Genomic DNA, 12,983 nt, shown 5'->3' with positions numbered 1-12,983 from the left:
GTTCGTCCAGTGCGCGCAGTCACTTTGCTTCGCTCATATAAACAACGGTGATAACAAAAAGAAGGTGCTATAGCCATGGCCAATTCTGTGCGCAGAATGTTAAAGCTAAAAACGCGTATTGCTTTGATGGTTTTATCGGCGGTTCTAGGGGTCGCCATTGTGACGATCGCATCGTTAGTCTCGACACATCGTGACTTGACGCAGGGGCGAATGGAGGTCATTCAATCCATCATTGAAGCATCTTACAGCATGGTTGAGTTCTATCATGCCAAAGAGCGTGACGGCAGTATGACCCGTGCCGAAGCGCAGCGCGCCGCAATCGATACCATGTTAGCCAGTCGCTACGGCGGCGCCGATGGTAAAGCAGAATACGTTTATGCTTGGACCATGGAAGGAGTAGGGGTAGCGCACGTTAACCCTGCCTTCTCAGGGCAGAACATGTTGAATCAATTGCGTGACGGCCAAGGCCGATACACCCTGCAGGATATTATTGCAGCATTGCGGCAAAACCCGGGTGGTGCCTTCGTTGATACGGAGTTTGTACGTCCCGGCGGTGATATCCCCGTTCCTAAACTGCAGTACGTTAAAACCTTTGCACCTTGGAACTGGATGATTGGTACCGGTATCTACATGGACGATCTGAATACTGAGTTCCGCGTGCGTTTGGTGCGTGAATTGATTGTCGCGTTGATTATCTTGGTCATCATCGGTGCTCTGGGGGCTGGCTTGGCGCGTGGTGTACTGCGCCAAGTGGGCGGCGAGCCACAAGACGCCATAGACCTCATGAATCAGGCAGCGCAAGGCAATTTGAATATCAATATTCAAAAGGCGCCTGAAGGCAGCATGCTGGCCGGATTGGGTGCAATGGTCGCTTCCATTCGCAACATCGTGGTGGAGATCCGGGACGGGTCGCAACAGCTCACCGATAACGCGGGGCGCATCAATGGTGCGGCGCAAGAAGTGGCGAGAGCGGCCAATGAGCAATCGGATGCGTCAAATTCCATGGCGGCCGCCATTGAAGAGATGACCGTTAGCATTTCACATATTTCCGACAGTGCGCGTGAAACCGAAGAGGACTCTCGTTCCTCTGCTGAACTCGCGGAGCAGGGTGTGTTGAAGGTGAACGCCGCCAGCGCCGAAATCAATCAGATTTCTCAGGTGGTGACTGACGCCTCTACCAAGGTGCGTGAGCTGAACGAACGTGCCAACCAAATATCGTCCATTGCAGGGGTGATTAAGGCCATCGCTGAACAGACCAACCTGCTGGCTCTGAACGCCGCCATCGAAGCAGCACGTGCCGGTGAGCAAGGGCGCGGGTTTGCTGTAGTAGCCGATGAAGTCCGCAATTTGGCGGCACGTACCTCAGAAGCCACTATTGAGATCGATGAAATGATTTCGGCGGTTCAGGCAGACACGCAGAGCGTTGTGAAATCCATGGATACTGCGCTGCCACAAGTCGAACTGGGAGTGAAAGCCACGCAAGACGCTGCCGAGTTGCTGGGTCAGATCAAGTCGGGTGCTGAAGTGGCGCTGGCACGCGTAAAAGAAGTCGCCAACTCGACGAAAGAGCAGAGCCTGGCCAGCAGCAGCATTGCAGAGAAAGTGGAGCAAATCTCGCGCATGGTGGAGGATACCAGTCGTGCCATGGGGGCCACATCTGAAAGCGCCAGCGAGTTGAATCACATCGCTGATGAATTGAGCAAGGTCGTGAGCCGCTTTAATACCTGATAGCCTGACACGCCCACGCTATGGCAGCCTTGGTTGCCATAGCGTGGGCGGATAACACCGCAAGGTTGCTGGTGTCCTGTTGATTGTCGTCGTATGCTTCGCCCGCCGTATACTGGTTAAAGGATTACTCGTTCGTGTCTGTTTTTTGGAATCTCCGTTGGTTTTTTCGTCTTGAGTGGCGTCGTTATGCCATCGCCATACTGGCGTTGATTGGCGTGGCCGCGGCTGTCATGGTACCGCCTTGGATTACCGGCGTGCTGGTCGACAGCATCGCCGAGCAAACGCTGACGCACCGCGCACTGTATCTCTACATCGGTATTGTTGTAGGCGTCGCCGTGGTGAGCTATTTGCTGCGGGTGGTGTGGCGGGTTGCGCTGTTCGGAGCCAGTTATCAACTGGCCAATCGCCTGCGCCAAGACATCTATCGACACCTGACGCGTCAGAACGGTGGTTTCTATCAGAAGCACCGCACGGGCGATTTGATGGCACGCGCCACCAATGACGTGCAGGCGGTCGAAATGACCGCCGGTGAGGCGGTGCTGGCGATGTTTGACGGAGCATTAACAGGAATCGTGGTCTTGATGATACTGACCACGCAGATCAGTTGGCAACTGACGCTGGTCGCCTTATTGCCGTGGCCCATCGTCGGCTATTTTATGTGGCAATTTGGGCGCGAGCTGCACGCGTCTTTCCGTACCGCGCAAGCACGCTTCAGTGATCTCAATGACCGAGTGCAAGAGAGTGTATCCGGTATTCGGCTGATTCGCGCCTATGGCCGTGAAACCATCGAAGACGAACAATTCAACCAAATCGCTCGAGAAGCCAACGCCGCCAATGCGCGTGTCGCCCGCACCGACTCCAAATACGACCCCGCCATTTCCATGGCGGTTGGCATGTCGTTTTTTCTCAGTGTCGCCGGTGGTGGCTGGATGATCGTGCACGATCAACTCACCTTGGGCCAGCTCACCAGCTTTACCCTGTACCTGGGCTTTATGATCTGGCCGATGTTTGCCGTGGGCTGGATGCTGAATCTGGTTGAGCGTGGTCACGCGGCGTATGAGCGCATCTACGAACTGCTGCACACTGAGCCGGACATTCTAGACGAAGGCACCCAAACGCAATCACTAGAGCCTTCATTGGCGTTTAACATTGACGAGTTTCGGTATCCCGGTGACGACACAGCCTATTTACGCCATATCGAGCTGTCTGTAGCGGCGGGCAGTATGTTGGGAATCGTCGGACACACAGGCTCGGGCAAAACGACCCTGCTTAAATTGCTGCTGCGGCTGGAAGAGAGTGCTTCCGCCAAGGTGGCGCTGGGCGGTGTCGATGTGCGCGCTCTTAGCCTGCACAACTTGCGGGCGCACATTGCTGTGGTGCCCCAGACGCCGTTTCTGTTCACCGCCTCCATCGCTGACAACATTGCCTTGGGACGACCGGATGCCACACCGGAGGACATCGAAGAGGTCGCGCGCATTGCGCATGTGCACGACGATATTCTCTCTTTTCCAGCGGGCTATCAGACGCTGGTAGGGGAGCGTGGTGTGACCCTCTCCGGCGGGCAGAAACAGCGTGTTGCCATAGCGCGAGCACTCTTGGTAGACGCACCCATCCTCGTTTTGGATGACGCCCTGTCAGCCGTCGACGTGCACACAGAACAGAACATCCTCACGCATCTGCGCGAGGCAAGAGCGGGCAAAACCACCCTGATAGCCTGTCACCGCCTGACAGCCATAGAGCAGGCGCACCACATTGTGGTGCTTAATCATGGCGAGATCACGGAGCGCGGCACACACCACGAGTTGTTACGGCAGGGTAATTGGTATCGGCGGATGTATGATTATCAGCAGTTGGAGTTAGCCGTGGAAGAAGGTAGGTAATGGAACAGCCACAAATTAACAACATCCCTTCTGTGCGAGGTGCTTTCACACGCCTTTTACGCTATGGCCTGCGCTATCGGGCGCTGCTGATTCAAGCACTATTACTGTTGAGCCTGGCCATCGCCGGGAGTGTCTTGGGCCCGTACTTGATCAAGGTATTCATTGATGACTACCTGACCCCGCGCGAGCTGGCTCTGAATCCTTTGATTGCGCTCGCCGTGGTCTACATCGTGGCGCAGATCATCTCGGCCATTGCATTTTTCCAACAAGCGGTGCGGTTTAACAAGATCGCACTCGACGTGGTGCAGACCATTCGTGAGGAAGTGTTTGCCAAGGTCATGCGTCTGCCGCTGTCCTTTTTTGACCACACGCCCACAGGCAGCTTGGTCAGCCGCATCACCAATGACACCGAGGCCATCAAAGACCTCTATGTGAACGTCATTTCGGTGTTCATCCAAAATGCCATTCGGATATTGGGTATTCTCATCGCCATGGCCTTTCTGGACATCAAACTGATGTTGATCGCAGCTTTGCTGGTACCCATGGTGGCGATCCTAATGGTGACCTACCAGAAACTGTCGACGCCAGTATTTCAGCGTGTGCGCTCCTTGCTGAGCGACATCAATGCGCGCTTGAATGAGGGCATTCAAGGCATGTCGGTCATTCAGATCATGAATCAGCAGGGCCGTTTCGCCAAAACCTTCAGCGATACCAGCACACACCATTATCGCATGCGTTTGCGCAACGTCATGATCGACGGCTTTATGTTGCGGGCCTTGGTGGATCTGTTCTACATGGCGATTCTCGCCATCCTGCTGTTCAGTTTTGGTATAGACGCGCTGACCCTTGAAGGCGCCGTGCAGATTGGGGTGATCTACGCGTTCTTGAATTACTTGGGCAGCATGACGGAGCCGGTGGTCGACATGACGTCGCGCTTGAACATGTTTCAGCAGGCCTTGGTGTCCGCCAGTCGAGTGTTTAAATTGTTGGATGAAACCAGCGAGTACGAACCGACCGATCCGCAAGAACCAGCGTCGGATCGCTTGGCGTTTCAGATACCGGCGTTCAGCTATGACGGCGAAAAGACCGTACTGCGTGATATTGAACTGACGGTAGAGCCTGGGCAGTTTGTCGGCATCGTTGGTCATACCGGTTCTGGCAAAAGTACGCTGATGTCGCTGCTGATGAATTTCTATGCCGTACCGGAAGGCCAGATATTGTTGGGCGGCGTGCCGCTCAATCAGGTTGCATCGTCGGTGCGTACACGGCGCTTAGGGTTAGTGCAGCAAGATCCCTTTATCTTTATGGGGACCATTGCCGACAACATCCGCCTTGATTTAGACCTCAGTGATGCCGACGTAGAGGCCGCAGCGCGGCAAGCGCAGTTACACGATGCCATCATGGCATTGCCGCAAGGTTATCAAACCGAGCTGGCCGAGCGGGGTGGTAATCTCAGTAATGGGCAACGGCAGCTATTGAGTTTGGCGCGAACGCTGGCGCGTAAACCCAGCATACTGATCTTGGATGAAGCCACCGCCAATATCGACAGTGAAACCGAAGCACTGGTGCAGCGCTCGTTAATGTTGTTGCGCGGAAAAATCACTATTCTGGCGATAGCGCACCGTTTGAGTACGGTGAAGGACGCAGACTTGCTGCTGGTGTTGCATCAGGGTGAGATTCAACAGCGCGGTACGCACCGCGCGTTGATGAAGGAAGAGGGGTTGTATAAGCATATGTATCAGTTGCAGCAACAAGCCAATCCGTTAATCGATTAGGGGCGGGGTATACCCGCCTTGCAGGCCTTCGGGTACGGGCATGGCACCCAATACCTTGGCGTAAAAATCGACCGGACCGGCATCGCCAATAAAAGCATACACGTAGCCTTGATGATGCAGACGATGCATGGCTTCGATCAATAGGGCTTTCCCTAAGCCCGACCCGCGCGCCGCTTCGCTGATCCCCGTAGGGCCGAAGAAGCCGGGAAAGGTCACGTCGTAACAGGCAAACCCGAGCATTTCATGGCCACGTCGCGCGACCAAAACCTTGCACGGGTGGCCTGCCATACCGCAAGCGACTTCGCTGGCCCAACCGGCAGAAAAATTCGCCGTTACCCAATTAAGAATGGTTTCTCGATCCCATGGCTTGGCCAGCTCAACGCTGTATTCCGGTGCCAAGGTCGGTGTGCTCGGCAAGGTGTTCAGTGCTACCAGCATGTCAGGCATAAACCATCTCCGGCTCAGTCATTGCGTAGGGCGGGTGCTTGCACCCGCCGTCTGGTTGTATCGGTTTTGCGGCTTAGCATAGCGGAGTAAGATGGCTTTAAGTAGCTGACCTTTTACGGCCTTTAATGATGCGCACATCGACCGTCATAGACGGAAAAACACGGGTCCGAATCTGCTCCTGCACCGGCGGCGGGGCGCGCCAGTAATGCGGTGTCATCAACAACAACTGCCACAGCGCATCGCCCTGTAGATTCTCCACGTTGAATTGCACCTTACGATCATCTGTAATGTCGAAATGTTCGGCAGCCACGTTACGTGCCTTGTCGGCATCTTGCGGTTTCAGTTCAGGGTAAATTGCCTGGCGCAATTCCAATAAATGGTCAGGCCCTGCTACGGCCAGCAGTATCTGGCCCTCTGGTTTCAGCACGCGCAGCACCTCTTCCGCCTGATAGTAGGCGAAGACACAGGTCACCAAGTCCACACTGTCACTGGCCAGTGGAATGGCTCGCATGCTGGCTACCGACCAATGAATGTTCTTGGTACGTCGTGTAGCGGCAATGACCGCTGGCTTGGAAATATCCAAGCCGTAGGTATGAGCCCAAGGCAATGCATGCAGTTGTTCGGTGTAATAGCCTTCGCCACATCCTAAATCCAAGAGCACGCTGTCTTTCCCCGAACTCGGCTGCGCGGTTTCCAGCAGCCCATCTGCGAGCGGTTGATAGTGACCAGCATTCAAGAAATGCGTGCGTGCCTGCACCATCTCAGCGGTATCACCCGGTGCCCGGCTCTTGCGTTGCTGCGGCAGCAGCAGGTTTAAATAACCTTGTTTGGCGGCATCGAAGCTGTGGTTGTTTTCGCAGCGCCATGCGCTGTTAGCAGCCTCGGTTGAGGGGCTTAATGGCGATTGGCAGATCGGGCACAGGTATTCAGGCAATGACATCGAGGCGGATTTCCCGTAAACGCAAAAGTGTGGGCATCTTAACGCTCATGGCGATCGCGCGCCATGCACACGTTCGGTGTGATGGCACTGAACCGCCCCAAGGGTTGGTTGCGTACTCTCCGAAGTATGGTTAATAGCCGATTACTTTTCTGGAGTGCTGATATGCGTGTTTTGTTGATTGCGGCCATGTTGACATTGGTGGGCTGTGCGGGTGTCTCGGTGAAAGACTACGCCGAGGTCGAGCCGCGCTTTGATCCTATTGAGTTCTTTAATGGCGATTTCATTGCCGAAGGGGTGATTCAGAATCGTTCGGGTGCGGTGACGCGGCATTTCGTGGCCACCATCGACGCTTATTGGGATGAAGAACGTGGCGTGCTGGACGAAGTATTTCTGTTTTCCGATGGTGAAGAGTCGGAGCGTTACTGGGAGTTCACGCGCACTGGCCCCAATTCTTGGTCAGGTACGGCTGGTGATGTAGTGGGTGAGTCGCGTTTGGTGCACGATGGTAACGCCATTCAAATGAAATACCGTTTAGACGTGCCGTTACAGAACGGACGCAATATCGTATTGAATATGGACGACTGGTTGTATCAGGTCAGCGACGACACATTGATCAATGAGACCATTATGCGCAAGTTTGGTTTCCGCGTCGGCAAGATTATTTTGACCATCCGGCGGATCTAGTCGGGTCTGTAATTCTAAGGGCGGCAGTGGCCGCCTTTTTGTATGTCTTTTGTGCTGCGCTTAATGAAAGTCACGCGACCGAATGCGTAACGCTGCCAGCAGCTCACTTTGATCAATCAAATGATTCGCCACCACATGCACCACATCACCTTCTTTTTCCAGCACCCCATTCACTTGCAGTAGGTGTGCGGTCAGCAGCGCCTTGCGTTGGCGACGGGCGGTATTCAGCCATACCACCACGTTGGTATTGCCGGTCTCATCTTCTAAGGTCACAAAGGTAACGCCCGAAGAGGTGCCAGGGCGTTGTCGACCAGTCACCAAACCACAGACCACCACAGCTTGCTTGTGCGGGCTCATCTCGTGCAATTGCTCCGCCGTCAGGGCTTTAGGGTGTAGCTGGCCTTGCTCGCGCAACAGTGCCAATGGGTGGCGTTCGAGCGTCAGGCCGAGGCTGCTGTAGTCCTCCAGTATATTGTCGCCTTCGCTGGGCGCGGCCAAGGTGACGGGCTGTTCAGCGAATAAGTCGGCGGTGAACAATGGGGTGGCAGGGACACGGCCCAAAGTATCCCAACGAGCCTGATAACGATGGCCTGACAGGCTTCGAAAAGCGCCCGCCGATGCCAATGCCTGCCAGTCCCGTTGCGACAGGGTAACCGTGTTTTGAAGTTCCGTCAGGGAGCCATAACCCGCGGCAGGGCGTTGCGCAAGGATCTGCTGTGCGGCCTCACTACTGAGCCCCTTGATCAGGCGTAAGCCAAGGCGAATGGCAGGCTCCGGCTTTGTGGGTGCGCTGTTCGAGGCGGGTACAATTTGGTGATCCCAGATGCTGTTATTGACATCCACCGGCAGTATCTCAACATCATGCCGCTGGGCGTCTTGAATTAATTGCGAGGGCGAGTAAAACCCCATCGGCTGGCTGTTCAGCAAGGCACAGCAAAAGATCGCTGGCTCATGGCATTTCAGCCAGGATGATACATACACCAGTAAGGCGAAGCTGGCGGCGTGCGATTCGGGAAAGCCGTATTCACCAAAGCCTTGGATTTGCCGACAGATACGCTGAATGAATTCTTCATCGTGACCACGCTCTCGCATGCCGTCCACCAAGCGCGCTTGCAGCTTCTCCATGTGGCCGTGTTTTTTCCAGCTGGCCATGGCGCGTCGCAGTTGGTCAGCCTCTCCGGCACTGAAACCTGCGGCGGCCATTGCCAATGCGATGACTTGTTCTTGGAAAATCGGTACCCCAAGCGTACGTTCCAGCACCTTTTTGATCGCCGGTGATGGATAATCGACCGCTTCCAGCCCGTCGCGGCGGCGCAAATACGGATGCACCATGTCACCCTGAATGGGGCCTGGGCGCACAATGGATACCTGAATCACCAGGTCGTAGTAGTTCTTCGGCTTCAAGCGCGGCAGCATATTGATCTGCGCGCGCGACTCCACTTGAAATACCCCAACACTGTCGCCTTTCTGCAACATACGGTAGGTGTCCGGGTCATTCTTTGGCACCGTCGCCAAGCTGTATTCTCGGCCGTAGAAATCCTGAATCATGCGAAAGCTTTTGCGGATCGCCGATAGCATACCCAGCGCGAGTACATCCACCTTCAATAGCCCCAGTGATTCCAGGTCATCTTTGTCCCATTGAATCACCGTGCGCTCGGCCATGGCGGCATTCTCTGTAGGTACCCAATTATTCAGGTGATCAGCGGCAATCACAAAGCCGCCAACATGCTGAGATAGGTGACGCGGAAAGCGCTGTATTTCCGCAACCAGCTCAATGAAGCGTTGGGTCAATAAGGCACTGCTTTTACCTATAGGCTCAGGCAGTTGCCGTAGCTGTTCGATCCACGGATTGTCTTTGTCACGGCGGTCGAGCTGGCGAATCAAACGGTCCATTTCCGGCACATCAAAGCCTAAGGCCTTTCCCACATCACGAATGGCACTCTTACTGCGATAGCTGATCACAGTGGCGGCCAGAGCGGCGCGATGGCGCCCGTATTTCTGATAAATGTATTGAATCACCTCTTCGCGGCGTTCGTGCTCGAAGTCAACATCAATGTCTGGAGGCTCATTGCGTTCACGGGAAATAAAACGTTCGAACAGCAGGGTCACCTGTGCCGGATCGACTTCGGTGATACCTAAACAGAAGCAGACGGCGGAGTTCGCCGCCGAGCCGCGCCCTTGACATAGAATGCCTTGGCTACGGGCAAAGCGCACGATGTCCTCAATGGTCAGAAAGAAGTGTTCGTAGCGCAATTCGATGATGAGGTTGAGTTCTTTAGCGATGTCACGCTGTACTTTTAGTGGGGTACCTTCTGGGTAACGCCGGCGCTCCCCTTCACGTGTTAACTGTTGTAAGTAACGTGCAGGCGTGAGGCCCTTGGGCACTATTTCGGCAGGGTATTCGTAGCGTAACTCGCTCAATTCAAAAACACAGCGGTTGGCGATTGCTTGGGTTTGTGCAATGGCAGCGGCGTCATAGAGCTGGTGCAGGCTCTGGCGACTGCGTAAATGCCGCTCAGCGTTTATAAACAAGCGATAACCTGCCGTTTGGAGGGTGCAGCCATGCCGAATGGCGGTGAGGGTGTCTTGCAAGCGCTGACGTTCCGGTACATGCATATGTACTTGGTTAGTGCAGACCTCGGGCAACTTCAGCTGTTGCGCCATGCTCTGTCGGTAGCGATAGAGGTCTTCTTCATTGGGTGCCAGATGACGGCTATTGGCTACCCAGAGGCGTTCTGGGCAAGCCTGTTGTAACCGTTCATATCCGGCGGCATCAATGTGTGCATCACCAACGGGGTACCACAGCAACAAGCACTCACTGAGAGCCTGTGGGTTGAGGTCGCTGGATAACAGCTCATACTCGCCTTTGCGTGCTCGGCGACGCGCCTGGGTGATCAGTCGGCACAACTGTGACCACGCCTGCCGAGTCGGTGCCAGCAGCACGAAATACAGTTCATCCAACCGGAACTCGCTGCCGACAATCAGCTTAATCGACAGTTCATGTTCACGTCGATACTGCCACGCGCGCACCACGCCCGCCACGCTGCACTCGTCGGTGATGGCAATGGCGTTGTAACCCAAGGCGCTGGCTTGTGCGACCAGCTCTTCGGGGTGCGATGCACCGCGCAGGAAGCTGAAATTGCTTAAGCAATGCAGCTCGGCAAAGGGTAGGAGATCGGTCTGGGTAGGCATAACAGGGATTAGCCAAAATACCCGGCAATAAACCACTGCTGATCAGGCTGGCGATAAACCCAGCAGAGGCTGCGATCGGGCAGTTGGGCACGATAGTAATCACGACAAACAGCATGGGCGTCCCACCAACCCGTTTCGATGCGTTCAGGGCCGCCTAACAAATTGAGCCGCTTGCGTGCTACCGGCTGCGGCTGATAGAGCAGCCAGTACGGGCGGTGTTGCGGCCAGCCGGTATCAGGGTGCGTGTGTGGCACCGACTGTGGCTCGGCCGCACTGAAAGCCTGTTCGCGGACACTGAGGTGTGGTCGGTGATCCGCATGCATGCGTAACTGCCTTACGCTGGCCTTACCAAGGCGCGCTTGCAGGTGACTGGTGAACCGCTTTAGGGCCGTTGGTCTGGTCGCGCGTTCATCAGTAGTGTGTAGCACCGACAGCGATTCCGGCGCTAAGGGCAGCAAGCGGCGCACCTTAACGTCAAAATGTATCACATCGGCGTACAGCGTCAGGCGCTCCAGTTTCAGGCGTGCAATCTTAAGCCAGTCTTCTGCTTTATGGGCGGCGACGGCGCTGCCGAGTGAAATCAGGGTAGCAGGATGCTCACGATAATTGAGGCGCAACTGAATCTCGTCCGTACACTGTTGCGCATCAATCAAATAACCTTCCAACTCTTTAAAAACCATTTGCAGCGGGAACAGGAGCCCTTGGGTGTAACGAATGTCTTCATTCAAATCAATGTGCCGATAGAAACGCTGCGGTGGCACGTACCAGGTTTGCGGATCAGCCAGGGTACCGTTTAATTGGGCGCGCCAATGCAACAAGGCTTTGCCAAAGCGCCGACCGATCGAAGCATCCGGTAAGGCCAAGAATTCGCCAAGGGTACGAATGCCCATTCTGTCTAGTGCAGTCGCCGCTTCAGAGGGCAGCTGGCATTGTTGGATGGACAGCGCCAACAACTTAGATTCGGCTTGCTCTGCACTGAGATTGGCAGCGGAACCACCATTGGTGGCCAACAGTCGGGCTGCCAATGGGTTGTTGCCTCGGCTGGCTTGCACGGTAAACCCCAGGGCGCCTATTTGTTCAGTCAGGGCATCCTGCAATGTATCCAGATTGGGATGCAGCCGACGCATGGTGTTGATTTCCAGCAGTAGCCCTTGCAGTGGGTGCAGGGCAATCTGTGCCACCTGACGGTAGAGCAGGGCGGCAATGTGCGTTAATGCAGTTTGGCACTGGCTTTCAGGTGCATCTAAGCACAGTAGGTCGGGGGCGAGCGCGGTGGCGGTTGCCAGCGACATGCCAGTGTGAATACCCGCTGCTTGCGCTGGCGGGTCGGCGAGGATGACCTGCTTGCCGGTACTGTCCAGCACCACACCGGGTGGTTTAGGGGTTGGCCAGTACCGAGTCTGCTGCTCTAACGCCAAGTAGGGAAAATGCAAATACAGCCAGCGCATTGCTGTGACCACTCAATGCCAAGGGCCACGTACAACAGCGGCTTTAGCGGGGGCTGGTTTAATGGCAGGCTTGGCCAAGTCATTAAAACCTAGGTCCAGCTGCAATGGCTCACTCGGCCAACCAGCACGACGCTTCAGTACCTTTACCTCTGTGCCCTGCGTGCTGGGCTGCAATTCCACACGTACCGCCGCAGGAGAGGTTTCCTGTGCGGTAGCGATAGGGCGAAACAAGAAACCCAGTGTTTTGCCGGTTTCCGCAGCCAGTTGAAGGCGGCGTGTTTCTGTGCTGCTTAAAGTATTTGGCCAGGCCATGACCGCACTGCAACTGCCTGTGCGTAGGCTTTCTTCCAGCGTCCAGAGCAGGTCGCGTACGGACTCAGGGCGGATGATCAATAGTTTACTGGTGTCTACGCCAGCGGCTTCCAAGGCAGCCGCATTGGGTAAGAAAGGTGGGGCAATCATCATGATCCAACGTGATTGCTGACTCAGTTCCGCCAGTGCTGGAATCAATAATCGCATTTCGCCGATGCCGGCCTGTTGGTACAGTACTTCGGTCAGCGCTCCTTGCGGCCAGCCTTTGCCAGCGAACAGGTTGTCCAGCGCGGTATGACCGGTGGGTATGGTGACGGGCTGCGCGGCGTGCCAGTGTTTACCCTGCCAAACTTGTCCTTGCGCAATCACTTGGTCCAGTGACGGTTCGGCCGTTGTTAGGGCTGGGGTGTTCAGGTCGGCAGTGTGCATGTGCGAGTAAGTCATCATCTTCACCATACTGGTTGGATATACAGTATGTGTATTTATATACAGTACTTTGGTTTAGGTCAAGCCGAAGTAGAATAATTATTCAGTGGTGCCTTTGTTTTCTTTGCATTGGGGGGTTGCTACTATGAAT

At 55.2% G+C, this 12,983-nt stretch carries 9 protein-coding genes; 4 read left to right on the top strand and 5 right to left on the bottom strand.

Translation table 11 applies throughout. From position 1 onward, the window contains the following. The first annotated feature begins 75 nt into the window (after positions 1-75). The 3 genes from NFC81_RS08925 to NFC81_RS08915 all read left to right on the top strand — a co-directional run bounded on the left by NFC81_RS08925 (position 76) and on the right by NFC81_RS08915 (position 5,383). Positions 76-1,728, top strand: coding sequence for a methyl-accepting chemotaxis protein (locus tag NFC81_RS08925; RefSeq protein ID WP_304994136.1), 1,653 nt, complete (start codon positions 76-78; stop codon positions 1,726-1,728). Positions 1,729-1,862: 134 nt separating this feature from the next. Beyond that, entirely contained in the window at positions 1,863-3,608 is a 1,746-nt protein-coding gene (locus NFC81_RS08920) for an ABC transporter transmembrane domain-containing protein (RefSeq protein WP_304994135.1), read from the top strand. Next, complete coding sequence (locus NFC81_RS08915; protein ID WP_304994134.1) at positions 3,608-5,383, top strand: ABC transporter transmembrane domain-containing protein; 1,776 nt, start codon at positions 3,608-3,610, stop codon at positions 5,381-5,383. The genes NFC81_RS08920 and NFC81_RS08915 overlap by 1 nt, the downstream gene beginning before the upstream one ends. On the opposite strand, the gene NFC81_RS08910 is transcribed toward NFC81_RS08915, so the two are convergent. Both NFC81_RS08910 and NFC81_RS08905 read right to left on the bottom strand, forming a co-directional pair. After that, on the bottom strand, positions 5,372-5,830 hold the full coding sequence (locus NFC81_RS08910; RefSeq protein ID WP_304994133.1) for a GNAT family N-acetyltransferase: 459 nt from the start codon (positions 5,828-5,830) through the stop codon (positions 5,372-5,374). The genes NFC81_RS08915 and NFC81_RS08910 overlap by 12 nt on opposite strands. A 97-nt stretch (positions 5,831-5,927) precedes the next feature. Next, positions 5,928-6,770: a putative RNA methyltransferase gene (locus NFC81_RS08905; protein ID WP_304994132.1), complete on the bottom strand. Its 843-nt coding sequence runs from the start codon at positions 6,768-6,770 to the stop codon at positions 5,928-5,930. Positions 6,771-6,932: 162 nt separating this feature from the next. Between NFC81_RS08905 and NFC81_RS08900 the strand changes: the two genes are divergently transcribed. Next, positions 6,933-7,454, top strand: a complete 522-nt coding sequence (locus NFC81_RS08900; RefSeq protein ID WP_304994131.1) for a DUF3833 domain-containing protein — start codon at positions 6,933-6,935, stop codon at positions 7,452-7,454. Positions 7,455-7,514: 60 nt separating this feature from the next. Here the strand turns inward: NFC81_RS08900 and NFC81_RS08895 are convergent, their stop codons facing one another. The 3 genes from NFC81_RS08895 to imuA are packed head-to-tail and all read right to left on the bottom strand — an operon-like array spanning position 7,515 to position 12,835. Continuing rightward, positions 7,515-10,646 carry an error-prone DNA polymerase gene (locus tag NFC81_RS08895; protein WP_304994130.1) on the bottom strand — a complete coding sequence of 1,044 codons (3,132 nt, stop codon included), beginning with the start codon at positions 10,644-10,646 and terminating at the stop codon, positions 7,515-7,517. Positions 10,647-10,654: 8 nt separating this feature from the next. Continuing rightward, positions 10,655-12,094, bottom strand: a complete 1,440-nt coding sequence (locus tag NFC81_RS08890) for a DNA polymerase Y family protein (RefSeq protein WP_304994129.1) — start codon at positions 12,092-12,094, stop codon at positions 10,655-10,657. Between the two features lie 12 nt (positions 12,095-12,106). After that, positions 12,107-12,835, bottom strand: a complete 729-nt coding sequence (gene imuA, locus NFC81_RS08885; RefSeq protein WP_304994128.1) for a translesion DNA synthesis-associated protein ImuA — start codon at positions 12,833-12,835, stop codon at positions 12,107-12,109. Positions 12,836-12,983 lie beyond the last annotated feature (148 nt).

It is taken from the genome of Salinispirillum sp. LH 10-3-1, assembly GCF_030643825.1.
Taxonomy (GTDB): Bacteria; Pseudomonadota; Gammaproteobacteria; order Pseudomonadales; family Natronospirillaceae; genus Salinispirillum.
This window is presented reverse-complemented; position numbering and strand designations above follow the sequence as displayed.